18 protein-coding genes and 1 pseudogene are annotated in these 15,486 nt (G+C 59.4%); 10 read left to right on the top strand and 9 right to left on the bottom strand.

Going from position 1 to position 15,486, the window contains the following annotated elements; translation table 11 throughout:
- The first annotated feature begins 193 nt into the window (after positions 1–193).
- Together P9273_RS29410 and P9273_RS29415 are read left to right on the top strand one after the other, a co-directional pair.
- A complete protein-coding gene (locus P9273_RS29410; protein ID WP_278051983.1) occupies positions 194–898 on the top strand; it encodes an XRE family transcriptional regulator in 705 nt (234 codons plus the stop codon).
- Positions 899–1,152: 254 nt separating this feature from the next.
- Positions 1,153–4,152, top strand: coding sequence for an NACHT domain-containing protein (locus P9273_RS29415; RefSeq protein WP_278051984.1), 3,000 nt, complete (start codon positions 1,153–1,155; stop codon positions 4,150–4,152).
- Positions 4,153–4,177: 25 nt separating this feature from the next.
- On the opposite strand, the gene P9273_RS29420 is transcribed toward P9273_RS29415, so the two are convergent.
- The 3 genes from P9273_RS29420 to P9273_RS29430 form a co-directional block, all read right to left on the bottom strand.
- Positions 4,178–4,939: a thermonuclease family protein gene (locus P9273_RS29420; protein WP_278051985.1), complete on the bottom strand. Its 762-nt coding sequence runs from the start codon at positions 4,937–4,939 to the stop codon at positions 4,178–4,180.
- 106 nt (positions 4,940–5,045) lie between these two features.
- Positions 5,046–5,249: a hypothetical protein gene (locus P9273_RS29425; RefSeq protein ID WP_278051986.1), complete on the bottom strand. Its 204-nt coding sequence runs from the start codon at positions 5,247–5,249 to the stop codon at positions 5,046–5,048.
- A gap of 5 nt (positions 5,250–5,254) precedes the next feature.
- Positions 5,255–5,638, bottom strand: coding sequence for an excalibur calcium-binding domain-containing protein (locus P9273_RS29430; protein WP_278051987.1), 384 nt, complete (start codon positions 5,636–5,638; stop codon positions 5,255–5,257).
- Positions 5,639–5,767: 129 nt separating this feature from the next.
- Here P9273_RS29430 and P9273_RS29435 point away from each other — a divergent pair, with 129 nt between their 5' ends.
- From P9273_RS29435 to P9273_RS29445, 3 genes are all read left to right on the top strand, one after another.
- Positions 5,768–6,040, top strand: a complete 273-nt coding sequence (locus P9273_RS29435) for a hypothetical protein (RefSeq protein ID WP_278051988.1) — start codon at positions 5,768–5,770, stop codon at positions 6,038–6,040.
- Positions 6,041–6,243: 203 nt separating this feature from the next.
- Complete coding sequence (locus P9273_RS29440; RefSeq protein WP_278051991.1) at positions 6,244–6,993, top strand: DUF4142 domain-containing protein; 750 nt, start codon at positions 6,244–6,246, stop codon at positions 6,991–6,993.
- Positions 6,994–7,018: 25 nt separating this feature from the next.
- Positions 7,019–7,624, top strand: a complete 606-nt coding sequence (locus P9273_RS29445; protein WP_278051992.1) for a general stress protein — start codon at positions 7,019–7,021, stop codon at positions 7,622–7,624.
- A gap of 141 nt (positions 7,625–7,765) precedes the next feature.
- Here the strand turns inward: P9273_RS29445 and P9273_RS29450 are convergent, their stop codons facing one another.
- Both P9273_RS29450 and P9273_RS29455 read right to left on the bottom strand, forming a co-directional pair.
- The gene (locus P9273_RS29450) at positions 7,766–8,638 is read right to left on the bottom strand and encodes a plasmid partitioning protein RepB C-terminal domain-containing protein (RefSeq protein ID WP_278051993.1); all 873 of its coding nucleotides are present in this window, start codon (positions 8,636–8,638) and stop codon (positions 7,766–7,768) included.
- On the bottom strand, positions 8,635–10,200 hold the full coding sequence (locus P9273_RS29455; protein WP_278051994.1) for a recombinase family protein: 1,566 nt from the start codon (positions 10,198–10,200) through the stop codon (positions 8,635–8,637). Before P9273_RS29455 ends, P9273_RS29450 begins: the two co-directional genes overlap by 4 nt.
- A 65-nt stretch (positions 10,201–10,265) precedes the next feature.
- Between P9273_RS29455 and P9273_RS29460 the strand changes: the two are divergent.
- From P9273_RS29460 to P9273_RS29470, 3 genes and pseudogenes are all read left to right on the top strand, one after another.
- Positions 10,266–10,525 (top strand): annotated as a pseudogene (locus P9273_RS29460) (type II toxin-antitoxin system HicB family antitoxin).
- Positions 10,526–10,707: 182 nt separating this feature from the next.
- Positions 10,708–11,025, top strand: coding sequence for a YMGG-like glycine zipper-containing protein (locus P9273_RS29465; RefSeq protein WP_278051995.1), 318 nt, complete (start codon positions 10,708–10,710; stop codon positions 11,023–11,025).
- 614 nt (positions 11,026–11,639) lie between these two features.
- Entirely contained in the window at positions 11,640–12,254 is a 615-nt protein-coding gene (locus tag P9273_RS29470) for a class I SAM-dependent methyltransferase (RefSeq protein ID WP_278051997.1), read from the top strand.
- Between the two features lie 206 nt (positions 12,255–12,460).
- On the opposite strand, the gene P9273_RS29475 is transcribed toward P9273_RS29470, so the two are convergent.
- The 4 genes from P9273_RS29475 to P9273_RS29490 all read right to left on the bottom strand — a co-directional run bounded on the left by P9273_RS29475 (position 12,461) and on the right by P9273_RS29490 (position 14,038).
- Positions 12,461–12,748, bottom strand: a complete 288-nt coding sequence (locus P9273_RS29475; protein WP_278051999.1) for a hypothetical protein — start codon at positions 12,746–12,748, stop codon at positions 12,461–12,463.
- Positions 12,745–13,083, bottom strand: a complete 339-nt coding sequence (locus tag P9273_RS29480; protein ID WP_278052000.1) for a hypothetical protein — start codon at positions 13,081–13,083, stop codon at positions 12,745–12,747. The genes P9273_RS29475 and P9273_RS29480 overlap by 4 nt, the downstream gene beginning before the upstream one ends.
- 183 nt (positions 13,084–13,266) lie before the next feature.
- On the bottom strand, positions 13,267–13,518 hold the full coding sequence (locus P9273_RS29485) for a hypothetical protein (protein WP_278052001.1): 252 nt from the start codon (positions 13,516–13,518) through the stop codon (positions 13,267–13,269).
- 172 nt (positions 13,519–13,690) lie between these two features.
- Positions 13,691–14,038: a hypothetical protein gene (locus P9273_RS29490; protein ID WP_278052002.1), complete on the bottom strand. Its 348-nt coding sequence runs from the start codon at positions 14,036–14,038 to the stop codon at positions 13,691–13,693.
- Positions 14,039–14,193: 155 nt separating this feature from the next.
- Between P9273_RS29490 and P9273_RS29495 the strand changes: the two genes are divergently transcribed.
- Positions 14,194–14,709: a hypothetical protein gene (locus P9273_RS29495; RefSeq protein WP_278052004.1), complete on the top strand. Its 516-nt coding sequence runs from the start codon at positions 14,194–14,196 to the stop codon at positions 14,707–14,709.
- Positions 14,706–15,395: a hypothetical protein gene (locus P9273_RS29500; protein ID WP_278052006.1), complete on the top strand. Its 690-nt coding sequence runs from the start codon at positions 14,706–14,708 to the stop codon at positions 15,393–15,395. The genes P9273_RS29495 and P9273_RS29500 overlap by 4 nt, the downstream gene beginning before the upstream one ends.
- Positions 15,396–15,486 lie beyond the last annotated feature (91 nt).

Here is a 15,486-nt window from a genome sequence, read left to right on the forward strand (position 1 = left end):
GCCGGCACCCGCTTCCAGGAGTAGAAAGCCTGGTGGCGGATGCCGAGATGCGAGGCGAGCGCGCCCAATCCGCCAACCTTGGCGGCTGCGATTCTGACGATTTCGATCATGGCATGATGGTAGGTATTACCTACCTACTATGTCAACAGCCAATCGCTTGCAAAAAAGTAAGCAATAATTACTATGCTGCGGCATGATCGCGACCATCCGCACCGACTCGACGACCCTCGGCCAGCGCCTGCGCCAGGCGCGCGAGGCTGCCGGCCTGACGCAGAACGACATCGCCGATCATTTCAAGATCAAACGGGTGTCGGTCACGCAATGGGAGGCCGACACCACCCGCCCCTCGATGGAGCGGCTCCCCGAGCTCGCCGCGCTGCTCAAGACCGATGTCGCCTGGCTGCTCGATGCCTCAGGCGTCGCACCCGTGCCGGTCTTGCGCGAGCCGAAGCTGAAAGCTTCGCGCACGCCGATCATCCCCGGCGACGAGTTGGTCGGCGGCCGCGACCTGCCGATCTACGCTGCGGCGATGGGCGGCGAAGGCCACATGATCGTCACCTTCGAGGCGATCGACTGGGTGAAGCGGCCGGCGGTGCTGCAGAATGTCCGCGGCGGCTACGGCATCCTGGTGCGCGGCGAATCCATGATCCCCGCCTATTGGCCGGGCGACACCGCGCTGGTGAACCCGCATCTGCAGCCGGCGCGGGATTCCGACGCCGTGTTCTTCCACACCCCGCCCAAGGAGCGCGGCGACGAAGAAGCCATCATCAAGCGCCTTGTCGGCATGAACGACCGCGAGTGGACGCTGGAGCAGTACCGGCCCGCGAAGACGTTTACGGAGAGCCGCGTCGACTGGCCGATCTGCCATCGCGTGGTGGGGAAGTACAACGCGCGGTGATCAATAGAGTGGCGGCGCCGTTTTCCGCTATTGAATACGGATGCTTCAGCCACCCAGATAATTATTCGGACCAACTAGATCGGCCTGGAGAGAAGATCGCGTCACGTGAACCTCCTGCCACGCAGTCCCAGGGGCAAGCCGACTTTTCCGGTTGACTATCAATGCTCTCCTCAATTTAGTGCTTCCGACTCTGCCAAGGAGTGGTGCAGAGTTTAGGTGGGGTTAGACGGCTAAGCTGGCTGCGGGGAGAAGACTTGACTATAATCGGCGAAATGGCCCTTGGGGTGGCCTCTAATATTCTATTTGACGCTATACGTCGTCCTTTTCAGGCACTGACCGCAGAACTAAGGCGTAAGGACCGAGTCAACAAGGCTCTGACTGATCGCCAGTCAGTGCGCCCATCAGGTGCGCAACAATCAGAGAAGGCCTTACACGATCTAACTCGGATAATCGGTAATTCGCATGGCAATTTGGACGAGAACGTCTCCGAGTTTCTCCGCGAACTTAAAAAAACCGTGATACCAGAAGCCTTGGCGAATTGCGCTTTAAGCGGAGCTAGCCCCGAGAGTCTGTTTGCGCCTTTTGACGAATTCTACTCGCGCTTTTCGGATTTGCACTTCACATCCCGTCAGTTGTTCGACGGCCTTTTCGCAGCCTGTGTTGAGCGTGTAGATGCGGTGGAGGACGCCGCGCTGCTAGAAATCATCCGAGCTCAGCACCATGAGTTATTGGAAAAGGTTAATCAGGTGCGCTCGTCTCTTCAGATGCAGGGCAAAGCAGGTCCTCTGTCATACTCGGAAATACGCGATGCAAGGGTGAAGGTCGCCCGCTCGATCGATGCGGCGAACCGCTACACGACTGTTGAAACTCTCCAAGGCACCAAAAAACTTCGTCTAAGAAACTTAGCAATTCATGGCCGGCTAACACCGCTTTCGCCAGCAGAAATAGCGTCAGCTAAGATCGGCTATTCCGATCAAAGCATAGGTTACATCACATTTCGGCGCCAATTCGATCGCGCAGTAATTCTCGGGGACCCAGGTGGTGGGAAGTCTACTCTGACACAGATGCTCTGCAACGATCTAGCCAGTCTCATAGTTCTGGAGGATTCCAATCCAGGTCGAAAAGAATACGACCCGCAGGAATTAAAGGTCCCCTTGAGAATTGTTTTACGGAGCTTCGAGGCTAGGCAACGTCAGGACCCCTCATATACATTCTTTGACTATCTACGTGATGACCTGATAGTCGCTCTGGAAAACGACGACGGCCTCGCAGGGCGCTTTCTCCAGGTTACTCTCGCGATGGGAGCGGCGATCCTCATCTTTGACGGCCTGGATGAAGTGCTTGAGGTCGGGGAGCGTCGCAATATCGTAGGACTGATAGAGCAATTCGCGGAGATTTATGCGGGTTGTCCAGTTCTCGTGACTTCTCGTTTGGTTGGTTATCGGGATGCTCCACTTTGTGAAGATTTCGAGGTTTTTGGCCTCGCACGCTTCTCGCCAGAAGAAGTAAGCAAATACTGTGCAAAGTCCATCCGCGCCGTAAGCGGTGAAAGCTTGAAGGTAGCGGCCGAAAAGTCGAAAGAGTTTCTTCGACAAACGTCGAAGATCGGGGGAGATCTCAGGGAGAATCCCCTAATGCTCGGTTTGATGGTCCAGATCTTCGTTTACCGTGGCGACGTACCCAGTAACCGACCTGAAGTGTACAAAGAGTGCGCGACCTTAATGTTCGAAAAATGGGATGGTCGCCGCGACATCGTAGTTCAGAAGGTGCCCCGAGACGATATGGAGTTGCTGGATGTGTTCGGCTACGTGGCTTCTCGCACATTTGGAGATGCAGCCAATGAAGAGGGCGTCTCGAAGCAGTGGCTGACCCAGGAATTGCGGACCCATTTTGAAGACTGGTATGTCGACCGGGCTAGCGCTCATCGTGCAGCCAAGTCATTGGTCGACTTTTTAACCGGTCGAGCTTGGGTGATGAGTGAAGTGGGGAGTGGGACTTTCAAATTCACTCACAGGACTTTCCTCGAGTATTTTTTTGCTAGAAACCTAATCTCTCTAAGTTCCAGCATTTCGGAGCTTGTACTTGAACGACTTATTCCGCACGTGATAAAAAATGAGTGGGTTGTTATATCGCACCTGGCACTTCACATGGCTGTCTTCCGTGATAGCGGCAAGGCCAGGCAAGCCGGAGAAGGGATTTTAACGCTCCTCAGTGAGAGTTCGATTTTTCCGGCGGATCAAGAGCTCCCACTGTTGGAGTTCGTGGCGGGCGCGCTTGACTACCTAATCATACCGGAGGCGATGTATCTCGCGATTGTCGAGCGTTTGATTATGCGGGCTGTGAAGTTAGGCAGCCGTGAAAACGCGGGGGCCATATCTGTTGTTTGGACCATTTTCCAGACTGCGAAATCCAGATTGGCTTTGACAACGAAGGCGACCGAGGGGGTCTTTGAGCGGCACCTTCACGGCACTTCCTCTCCAGAGATGCTGTTCTGTATGTATGTTCTCGGTTACAAACAACGCCTCTTGTATCGCTTTACGCCAATTGGGGGGCGGTACGGCAACTTAGGTGTATTATGGGACGCACTTTCGCATATTAGAGAAAAGTACAAAACCTTCTTCGAAAGTTTGGCTGAGCACGACTTGTTAATAGCAAAGGCGTTTTCATTTTTGTACGGCGAGCGTCGTTTTCAATACTATCGAGCCTTCGGCCCGGCCTTCATCGAAACATCTCTCTCGCCACTGGTTCCTAGCCCAATTGACCAGCCACTGGCTTCGGCCGCCAACCAAGTCAGCTATGCTTTGTCTGGAGGCCCGGACGTAGCCACGGACGATGATCCTGATCTTTCTGACTGCGAGCGGTTAGTCGAGGCGGTGGCCGATGACGTAAAATCTGGAACTATAGAGAGATTGCTTGCCCCAATTCCGTCGGCGTCATGGGCTGACGACATTGACCAAGATGTGGAAATGACGGTGAGGTTTCTTTACGCAGGACAATCGCGGCGCTCTTCAAAAGTGCGGCGCCAAAGGGCGCAAGTTTTGCTGAGCGTTTTGATACTCGCGGACAGCCTAGCTCGCGAAAGGGAGGCCGAATCTCACTCCCGAAGAAGGGGCATCTTGTCTATCCCGCTGAACGTACTGAAAGCGCTTGTTTCGAGATGTGGCGAGACCGATTACACCCCCGCATTACAAGATTGGATGGGAAGAATCGAAAGGCCGGAGCGGCGTAGGCCGGTCGTTCGCTCTAAGCGCTAATTCGCGGTCTTAGCGGCACGTCAAATTAGCGTTTCGACCTCCGCCATCCTGCGGCAACAGCTTCGGCTTCCGAGCAGAACCACCTTTCGCCTTTGGCCAGGTTGATGATGGTGACGCCGTAATATTCCTGTCCAGGCACGTGATAGATCCGCTCGCCTTCCGCCGAAATGTTGCCCTTGATGTTGCAGCCGGCGCTGCCGCTGCCGAGGGCGAAGGTTGGCGTCGATGGCGCCTGCAAATCGTCGCTGTGCTGCGCTCGCCAATCCCACGGCACTTGGAAGTTGCCGACCCAAAGGCCGAGCTTCGCCGCCTGCGCCTTGGCCTGTTGCGCCGCATAGGCGCCGTTGCTGTATTTCGGCCAGTCCAGCGCCTGCCCCTGCCCGACCATCCAGGCGGCGATGTCCGCGCCGTCGGCTCGTGTGCAATTGCCGACAAAGCGCCCGTAGCGGTCCCATGTCACGAAGGCGCATTGCACCGGCCTAGAGGCGGCCAGGAATTTGTCCAGCGCTTCGGCGGAGCGGCGGCCGCAGGGATATTCGAAGCCTTTCGCGTCGTCGCAATATTGCCGGCTCTCCGGCGCGTCGATGCCGTTGAATCGCACGCGCTGGCCGTGGATCTCGATCGTGTCGCCGTCGATCACGGAGGCGACGCCAGCGATCGACACCGGCCTCGGCTTGATGATGTTCTGCAGGTTGATCTCCGGCAGCGGCCCGCTGTTATGCATGACGAATTGCGTGACGAGGGCGGAAACGGCAGCGACCGTCACGAGCACAAGACGAAGCGGCACGCCGGCCCATCGAGTGGCACGCGAGCGTCTCGCGCCAGTGCGCCGCCGCCACTGGTTAGAGTGATTGCCGTACCGGGATTTGTCCAAGCCCCTTAATTTCACTCCACTATCGGAAGAGCTTCTTGAGGATGCTCCAGAAGCTGACCGTCGTTCGGTCGTAAACCCGGTTGTAAGCAGCTCGCTTCGGATTTGTAATCCAGCCCATGCCGCGCGGCGCCTTTAGGCCAAGCTGCTGCTTCACCATTCGCTTGACGGAAGTGCGAGCAGCCAGGCTGCGTTTGATGCTTGGTTTGCGGATCCCGAATTTCACCGCGCTCACCTTTCACAGCCAATGCCATCGTGGTCGCCGTCTAACCGGTTGGGATCGGAACCGACAGCGACCGGACCGGCTACGACCGGGTTGTTACCGCTTCCATGCAGGCAATCGAGGTCGCGTGTGCCGCCACCGCCTTGCTGCGCGGCGCCGACGAGCGGAGTTCCACGGTAGCGTTGGACGACGGCGGCCGATCGCTGGCCGTCGCCTTCGATATGCGTGTTATTGCTGTTCGGATTGAACGGATCGACCGTTTGCAGAAGCGAATTGACGTTGTTTGCGTCGCCGGACGCAAGCGTCGTCGTATCGTAATTGTTCAAATAGTCGGCAGCACAGCCCGACAACAGCACCGCACTCGCTGCGCCAAAATACGATCGAAAATCCACAGAGGTATCCCCCGACACCGGGTGGCATAATGCTTCATTTGGACTTTGTTGTCGAATCCGAGTTTGACCGCTTGCCATCCGTACCAAGCTAAGCAACGTTGGCCGCGGGTTTGGGATTTTGGGGGGACTATGAAGCGGTTTGTTTTGACCGTCGCTGCCTTCGTTTGCATTGCAGGCTGCGCGACACCACCGGACAAAATAGCAGGCGTGCCGAATGCTGGCCCCTGCACGCAAGCCGACAAAGAGCGCCTGGCGACTCTGACAAACCAGCAGAACAGAGCTGCGAGCGGAGACGCGCTAGGCGTCTTCCTCATCGGCGTGCCGGTCGCGTCGATGGCGGGCGGTGACCACGAAACCGAGATCGCCGTGCTGAAAGGGCGTTGCGGACCGCCCAAGACCTGACGTTCCGTCGCCAATCACGCCAAAGGGCCCTCCCATAAGCGAACTCGTCGGCGCCCGGCTGTTCCGCCGCAGCTCGGAGCGGCGGACGCGGCCCAAGCCCAATACCTGAGCCGGAGTTCGGAGAGAAATCGGACTGCCGTTGGAACAAACGCTGCGTCCCCCTGTTTGCCTCCGAGCACATTCAGTGCGTTGGAGGATTATCCATGAAGCTTCATTTGCTATCGGCCGCGCTCTGCACGGCCGTCGCCTTGGGTTTTGCCCATCCGGCGTTTAGTGCCGAAAAGGCGCAGGAGTTCGTCAACAAGGCGGCGGAAGGCGGGATCTTCGAGGTCGAGTCCAGCAAGATCGTCCAGGGCAAGGCGAAAGATCAGGCCGTCAACGGCTTTGCCCAGAAAATGATTACCGATCACGGCGCGGCCAACGCCAAGCTGCAGTCGATCGCCGGCGAGCAGAAACTGCAGGTTCCGGCGGAGACGGACGCCAAGCACAAGAGCGATCTCGAAGCGTTGAAATCGTCGAGCGGGTCGGGCGACCAATCCTACGTGAAGATGCAGCAAGACGCGCACGCCGATGCGGTCAAGCTGTTTCAGGACTATGCGGCCGACGGCGACAACGCGGCTCTCAAGGCATTCGCGCAGCAGACGCTGCCGACGCTCAAGATGCACCAGGAGATGATCGACAAGATCGCTTCCGGCAAAACCGACAATACCGCAACCACCAGCACCGCGCCCGCGGCGACAGACACAGACCAGAATGCATCGGCCCCGGTGCCCGGAGCCAACAGCTTTACCGAAGCACAGGCGAAATCGCGGATCCAGGATGCCGGCTTCGCCAATGTCAGCGCGCTGACGAAGGACGACCAGGGCATCTGGCGCGGCACCGCCGAGAAGGATGGAAAGCAGGTGGCCGTCGCGCTCGATTTCAAAGGCAACGTGGTCGCCGGCGCTCGATAACCGAACTCACGAGATGGAGTGAAACATGACAACCGTCACCGGACTTTTCGATGACTATCAGGACGCATCCGACGCCGTAAGCGAACTGGAAGCGATCGGCGTGCCGCGAGACGACATCAGCATCGTGGCGAACAATTCCGACAATTGGTATCGGGGCGATGAGACTTCAGAAGCCGGCGAAGATGCCGCCGCCGGCGCGGGCCTCGGGGCGCTAGTCGGCGGCGCTGGCGGCCTGCTTACGGGGCTCGGGATCATGGCCATACCCGGTGTCGGGCCTGTCGTGGCGGCAGGCTGGCTGGCCGCTACGGCCGTCGGCGCGGTGGGCGGCGCTGTGGTCGGGGGAGCCGCCGGCGGGATCGTGGGAGCGCTGACGGCGTCCGGCGTTCCAGAGCGCGATGCGCATGTCTATGCCGAGGGCGTTCGCCGCGGCGGCAGCCTGGTGACTGCCAGGGTGGATGATCGGCTTACCGGCGAAGCTGAGCGCATTCTGCGCGGGGAGCGTTCGGTCAATCTCGACGAGAGGCGTAGCGCTTACGAGTCCGCCGGATGGACAGGATTCGACGCCACGGCAGAGCCCTATGATGACATCGAGGCCGAACGCGACCGCGTTCGCCGAACAACACCGCTCTGAGAAATGCGGCCCCGTCGAACTATCGGCGGGGCTTTTTCTTGCCGGCAGCCGGACGTAGTCACCTAGCATTTTGAGAGCCCGACCGGAGATGTCAAAGCCGAGCGATCGCTCACCTTGGACAAACGGCGGTCGGGCGGCCACTCAAAAGACAAGGTGCTTGCGCTTTCGGCCGGATCTGCTCGGCTGCGCCAGAGCTTCCCGGCCCGTTGGGATATCCAGGATCGTCTGCAGCTTTGCGAGCTGATCTGGGAAATTCTGCGCAAGGTATCTGACCACTCGCGCGCTCTCCATCAGCCGGTCGAGATAGGACCTTGCCGCCATAAGCTCCAGCGCCCACATGCCGCAAAGGCTGGCGCAGTGCAGGAATTCATCATTCAGCGCGTCAAACTCGATTTCCATGGCAGCAAGCTGCTCGGCTGTTACGCTGGCAAACTTCCTTTTCGGCCTGGACGGGTCCGCCAACTGCGACACTGGCGTAAGCGTGCTGAGAAGCTGCGCATAATGGAAGTTCGCCCGGTTGAGGGCAATCATCAGCTTTGCAGCTTTGAGCTGCCTTTCCGGCAGCATCCTGCGCAACGAGGCGAACACCTGGGGCGGCACGTACCACTCCTGCAGGAGATCCAGCACCTCGGACGAGATTCCGCTGATCAAGGGCTTCGGTTCAGCAGGTGGACACGAGGTTTGCGCCGGTTGCTCGGCGTTGATCCGCTGAGCCAGCGTCTTCGGCACGGCCGCGAGGCCTTCGGCCGATAACAGACGGCGGAATGGTTCCTGCTTCAACGGATCTCGCATCGCTCGAACTATAGTATCGAGCCGGTCACGAGGGATCTGCGCCTCAGCCGTCAATTTGCGGGTTCTTTCGCATTCAGCCTCATAGGTCCTGCGCAGCCAGGTACCGGTGAACAGACGGGCAGGTTCGTACATCTCCTCCACTAGTGCGGTATGCCTGGTGCGGCTGTTCTGCAGAACCCGGTAGGCGGCTTCCAGTCCCAAAACTTTGCCGCGTGCCTTCATCCAGCGCTCCCCACGGATGCTCGCTCAGCCAGCGCAACAAGTGGATCCAGTGAGGGGAAAAGAAACGAATCCAGCTTCATGCCATTGTTGACGTGGAGATTTCCCCTGATGTCGGCGATTTCGTGCATTGGGGCTATCAGATAATCGCGAATGGCCAGATCGCCGGGATGCATTCGGATGAGAACGAAGATATCCGCCGGGACCTCTCCCGCAGCCCTCGAAGACCAGCGGGGATAGGCGCTGTGCGAGACGCGACAACGAGCGATCGCGATCACCACAGTGAACTCGTCATTGATCCGGACGAGCTCAGTTCCTGGGTCATAAGAAGCCTGCCCGCCCGCCCCTTTGATCGCGACCAAGAGGTCTTCCATTACCTGGTGGCGGGTAGCTTCGAGGCGCTTCCTTAGGTCAATGAAGTGACACTTCCTTGGCGGCAGGCAGCCAATCAGCCTGTATGCATTAAGCAGGCCTCCGAAACGCGATCTATAGCGCCAGCTCGAGGGGCATTCGGGCGCTGCGTTAATGATCTCATCAGACAGCTTCCCTTCGCGTTTGTAGACACTGCGCAGGGCCGCCAGCAGTTCATCATCGCTCATGCGCGGGTAGAGCAATTCTATTTTTTGCTGCGCCTTCTCAAACAATCTGCGGTTTACGATCGGCTCGATAGCGTTCTCAGCTCTTACCCATTGGTCCGGGGGATTCCACACCATCTTGCTTTTGAACTTGGTGCAGCGACGATTCCAGACGTTATTGCCGATGTATTTCTCATTGGTGAGGACACGGCGCACCCCTTCTCGTTTCCATGGCCGGCCGAAGTCGTTCGCGATTCCCCGGGCATTCAGGTATCTCGCGATGTCGGCCTCATTTTTGCGCGACCCGACGAAGAGGCGAAAGATCAGCTGAACAGTCGCTATCTCCTCCGGCGGGCCCGGCACGATAATGACCCGGTCAGATTGGAGATTTTTGTGTTCGTTGCGAGCGAGCACCAGCTTAGGCTGACCAGACTGGTCGATCATCAGACGCCTTAGTCCCAGCCCCTGCAAGCCGCCGACGTGGAACCCCATCCCGGCCGCCCTCACCTGGCCCATGAAGACCTTCTGTGACAGCATCCGGCTATATTCCGCCGCCATGCTGCGCTTTATGGCCTTGAGCACGTCCGACCCGACGCTGCCGTCATTCCCGAATTGCTCGGCGCAAAACTCAATCCGCACGCCGGCCATCTGGCATCGATATTCGTAAGAGGCGCTTTCATCGATGTTTTGGAACCGGCCCCATCGGCTCACGTCGTAGACGACGACCGTCTCGAAATCGGCGAGCCCGTGCTCCACGTCAAAGAGCAGCTTCTTGAGGCCGGGCCGGCTTTCCAGATGCAATCCGCTTCGGCCCGGGTCTTCATATGTCGCAACGATGTCGTAGCCCATGACCTCGGCATAACCGCGGATTGCATCCCTCTGGTTATCGAGGGAATAGGTCTGGTGCTCCGTGGACATGCGTAAGTATTGGGCGGCGCGAACTCTGCGCCTCTCTTGGGGCGGTTTGCCGGCCGCTGCAAACTTGTCCATCGCCGTGCCCCGTTGTACGGGTGCTTTAAACCTAGCGGTCAATTGTCAAGCGGCAAGAGCCACCAATGCGCCAATACGTCGGACTGGTCCACAAAGAGACGGGCAGCCATTTCGGCGTATCATTTCCCGACTTTCCCGGCGTAGTGACCGCCGGCGCAACTGTTGACGAGCGCGCGACCATGCCGAGGAGGCCCTGGCGTTCCACGTCGAAGGGATGATTGAAGGCGGTAAAGCGGTTCCGCTCCCCACCCCCCTCGAGCAAATCGAGGCGGATCCGGAGCATCGCGGTTGGTCTGCATTTTTGGTGCCGCTGAAGATCAACTGAACGGGGCCGGCTGTTTACCGTTGCCCAACGAACTTTCCCGTTTGGCAACCATGGCTTTCAACTGCGGGGAAACCGTGATTCACTTCGTGAGCCGGCGTGCCGCCGTTCCGCCGCAATGCGACCGCAGTTCAGCTTCGTTCGCCCCCGTCGTCAGTCCCTGGGGCTTCAGAGGAGTTCTAGTGATGTTTCTCAAGAAGGCTATTCTCGCGGTGCTCATGTCCGCGGCGCTCGCCGGCTGCGAGACGCAAACCGAAGGCCAACAGCGGGCCACTACCGGCGCATTGCTCGGCGGCGCCGGCGGCGCGCTGGTCGGCCAGGCGATCGGCGGCAACACCAAGAGCACGGTGATCGGCGCGGCGAGCGGTGCACTGCTCGGCGCCGTGGTCGGCTCTGCGACTACGCCGCAGCGCCGCGGCGATCAGCTCTGCCGCTATCAGGACCGCTACGGACGCATCTACACGGCGCCCTGCGACGACCGGTATTACAGCGGCAATTATTGATCGCAGTCTGATCGGCTGGAGTCCGGCGCGTTCAGCGCCGGCTCCTTCGCTGTTCAGCAATGACAACGAATTGCATCAGCGCTTGCTGGGGCGATCCACCGGAAACCTACCTTTGTAGGAACCTTTCGACATTCATGAAGTTTGGCTCCCTGTTGGGGATCAAATCCATGCATAGTCGGAAATCCGTGAAGTCGGCGCTGGTCAATCAGATCGACGCGGTTCAGCTCAGAATCTCGCGGCTGGAGGCGGAGCTAGTCACCGGCTGCAAATCAAACAGAAACTCTTGGCGTTGTGGATATGAACTCAACGCCCAGAAAGCACGCCTAGTTCGGCTTGAGGCGGTTCTAGCAAGCTATCCTGCAGGGCCAAGTTCGGGAGGCGGCCAGCCGCAGACTGGGAGCGAGAGCACGGATAGTTGGCCGAGCGGGCTCTCACAGCGCCCGATCAGAACCTCTGCATTGCGCTTACAGCATCTCAGTCCGGAGGTGACGCTCTCTTGAGGTACGGTAGGCCAGTTCGAGCCCGGCGCCTTCGGCACCGAGCTTCGCGCTGTCATTCTTTTGCACCGTTTGTGCGATAAAGGAGCTTTCGCGGCGGGCAGGAGGAGGTCGAGAATGACAAGCCTTGCCGTTGCTCTGAAGAACCGAAGCAAACATGCCGTGAAGCGGCTGCTTCGCTATGACGAGCGCAACTGGCTGCGCATCCGCCAGATCGAAGCCTTCACAATGTTCCTTGAAGCGGCCAACCGCAAATCGCGCGACGTGATCGAGATCTCGCCGGGCTGGAACCGCTATTGGCGGACGCTCTGCCCGAACTATCGCTCGGTCGATTTCCCTGACTTCGACATCTGCAGGGATCGCACTGAGGAGCAATATTCGATCGTCATCGCCGACCAGGTGCTGGAGCATGTGCAGCGCCCGCAGGCGGCCGCCGCCAACATCTACGCCATGGTGAAGCCCGGCGGCTGGGCAATGGTGGCGACGCCCTTCCTGTTTCGCGTGCATGCGCGCCCGCACGACTACAACCGCTGGACGCCAGCGGGGCTCAAGCAACTGATGGTCGAAGGCGGTTTCGCCGCGGATGACGTGCAGGCCTTTAGCTGGGGTAACAAGGCATGTGCCAAGGCCCACATCGGCGGGCCGGTGAGGGCTTATGGCGTGTGGCGGGATCTCAGCAACGACGAAGAGTATCCGCTGATGGTGTGGGCGTTCGCGAAAAAAAGGAATTGACCCGCCCGGTCTGTGATTTGGGCCGAAGCTGTACCGACCGCTAGCGCAGCGAATTTCGGTAAGCCGACATCTCCCTGATCTGGCTCAAGGCGAGGGGCCACCTTCCTGCAGAGCGGACCGAGACCTGACCAGTTCGTGCCAGCAAGAATAGAAAAAGGCCGTCCCAAATGGTTGCTGGAACGGCCTCCTCATAGCTGGGTAGCACTTTAATAGCTTGTCTTGGGTGCGGCTGATGCAGCCGCCGCATGCCTCGTATGATGCCTTGCGTGTCTCACTGGGCACTTGTGCTTCTTGGTCGGCTTGCAGACCGTCTTGTTCGCCACATTCTTCTGGTGCGGCTTCGTAGCACTTGTTGTGGCCGGCGCGGTGGTCATGTTGGTATCGGTCGTGGCAGCTGGCGCGGTCGTCTTGGTGGCGGCGGCGTAGCCTAGAACCGGCATCGAGAAGGCCAGGCTAACAGCGAGGCCCACAGCGGAGAGGAGGGACTTTTTCATGGCTTTTTCTCCTTGCTATGCAGGTCGTTTTTGGGCACTGCGTCGGGATCGATCGGTGTCACGCCAAGCAGCTTCAGAGCTTTCGCAAGCGTCCGGATTCCCTGCGCTTCCTTCTTGGCAGAGCAGAACCGGTTTCCTTTTCGTTGTAGTGCCTTCGCCGCGGTGACCTGCGTTGCCGCGGCATGGCCTCCGAGGGCCTCATCAACCTGGCGGTTGAGAGCGGCGCATCGCTCGGTTCGGGTTGTCGCGACCTTTGCCTGGCCCGCTTCAACCGGGCCACTTACGAGCGGAATGCTCAGCAACGCGCCTATCAAGCCGATCGAGAACCTTTGCATCGCTTGTCGCCAATCCGAACAAGTGCTGCATTGCTGCAGCCGATGATCGACCCTCTGAGCTCAATTTTACGCTCGAACGATTTCTGGAGTTTTTCTACTTTGTTTCTGGATTGTGTCTGAGACTGCGCGGGAAGGCCCGAGTCCTTGGGATGGGGTAAAGCGGCTGTGGTTCGAGTGTCTCCGTCAGCAGGCTAACGGCATTTCAGCCTCGAGCGCCGGAACGATCCCGTTTGCGTAGAGGATGACAGCATCATCGAACTCGCCGCTTGAGGGATCACCCGTACGGCTAAACGCCACGACGCCCGCCGAACATCCAGACAATTTCTCTGCTAAGCGCAAAGCATGTTCGACATCCTGGACCTCCACCGCCTCTCCGGCCGTGATTGCTCCTCTGGGCGTGAAATTGAAACTCTGGACAACAAAATACGTGAGCAACACTGCCTCCTTTGCCGCGACAGTGTGACTCACGACCGAGAACAAAACAAGTACAAAGGAACCCGCAGCAGCGCAGCAATCCACAGAGTGGCAGCGGCAAAGCCAACCTACTCAGCTTGACAAAGTAGGTAGGTATTACCTACCATATCGTTATCGGAGTAGGCAGATGAAATCAGTCCTTGATGCGCAGCAACCCTGGAACGTTGGAACCACTCGGACCGTAGAGGATAAGCGCCCCTGCACATGCCAGGTCCTCGCCTTTACCGGCCCACGCACTGACGGTCTCATCGACCTTGCTGCGAATGACCGCCGCGATGGTCGGATCGGCAAGGTCAACTTTGTAGGCGGTGATCATCACGGCCACCTCGCCTTCGCTAATCTCCAGCTTCGAACAGATCTTCGTGCCGGCGATAGCCTGCCCGAGATGGGACATGACTGCCATCTGCTTGTCGCTATAGGCGAATGCCTGCTCCGCGACGGCGCACCAAAACGTCGCGGCAGCCCAAACCACTTTCCTCACTCAATGCCCCCTGCCCCTGCCTCGCGTCCGGCAAGCTATCACAGGGCCGGAGCACTCGCGAATAGGCTCCCATTTGCAGCCTTCATTGCCGCCCTTCTGTTCTGCGCCGCCCTCACGGTGGGCGCCATCTGACGCACCTCACAAGGAGACCGACTTTGCAGCAAATCAGCAGACCCTCGTCGCGCAACCGCCCGGCCTTTCCGGAAGCATTCGTTGAAACGCATCCGCGCTGCCTCGAAATGTCCGAGGCCATGCGCGATCTCTTCGCCGTGAGTGGCGGAGTAAAGCCCGAAGACCTCATCCGCGCGGGCTTCACCAGCTCGGAAATAGTCGAATTCCGCGACAATGCGGCAAGGCTGGCGGTGCTGACGAGCACCAAGCAGCTAACCATCCGCCCGGATCTGCTCGAGGACATGATCGAGAAGGCCAGGCATGCGGCGCCGAACCGTCTGCCGCTCCCGGCGGATGCAGAACCTACGCGAGGACTGGTCCAGGCCTGGGGCGAATATTGTGCCGCCAGGGGCGCTCTCCTGCTCGACCCCTGGCCCGGTCAGCGCGAACGCTGCATGGCAGTGCTGTCGAGCTATCTAGAGTCCCTGCCGATCTTCCCCGCTATCCGGAACAGCGTTCTCCAAGCGGTAGAGGCCGCCATGCCGCAGGTGACGCAATGAGGCCGGAGCAAACAAGCCGCAACCCCAAGGCAGCGGTAATCCCAACCTTCAAGCCCGACGGATCCGCCTTCGACCTGGTCGACCCCAAGCCATCCGACATCAGCTTCGGTGACATGGCCAACACGCTGTCCAAGCTGGCGCGGTTCAATGGGCTCTACCGTTGCCCCGCCTATTCGGTGGCCCAACATTCCGTGATGGGTGCCGATGCGCTCTACCGGGAGACCGGCGACGGCGTCGCCGCGGGCTACTTCCTCCTGCATGACGGGCACGAATACGCGCTTGGCGACATCACCCGGCCGGCGGTCGACCTAATCCAGCATCATATTGCCCGGCTGGCGGAACAGGCTGGCATGGAGGGAGCGGCCTTCGTCGACCGGCTGGCGCACCGGGCGCTGGCCTCCGTCAAGCGCAGCATCGACGTGGCGATCTACCAGGCGGCCGGGCTGCCCGACATCAACGCCGTGCCTCAATACACTCGCCAGATACGGGAGATGGACGATCGCATGCTGGTCGCGGAGGCCACTGCTCTGTTCGGCGCCAGCTCGCGCAGCGCATGCCTGCCGCGCGTAGCGCTGCCTCCGCCCAAGCTGGTTGGCGCCATCGTGCCATGGGGTGCCATGAAGGCAGAGCTCGCCTTTACTGAGCGCCTGCAGCGCTATCTCGGCATTTCCGAGCGAGATGGTTGAAGGGGATACAGCGCGCAGTGCCATTGCCGTCCAAACGAATGCTCTCACCCGCCGAGGCCGCCGAGTATTGCGGCGGCAAGTCGGTCGAATG

This window comes from Mesorhizobium sp. WSM4935 (genome assembly GCF_029625735.1).
Taxonomy (GTDB): Bacteria; Pseudomonadota; Alphaproteobacteria; order Rhizobiales; family Rhizobiaceae; genus Mesorhizobium.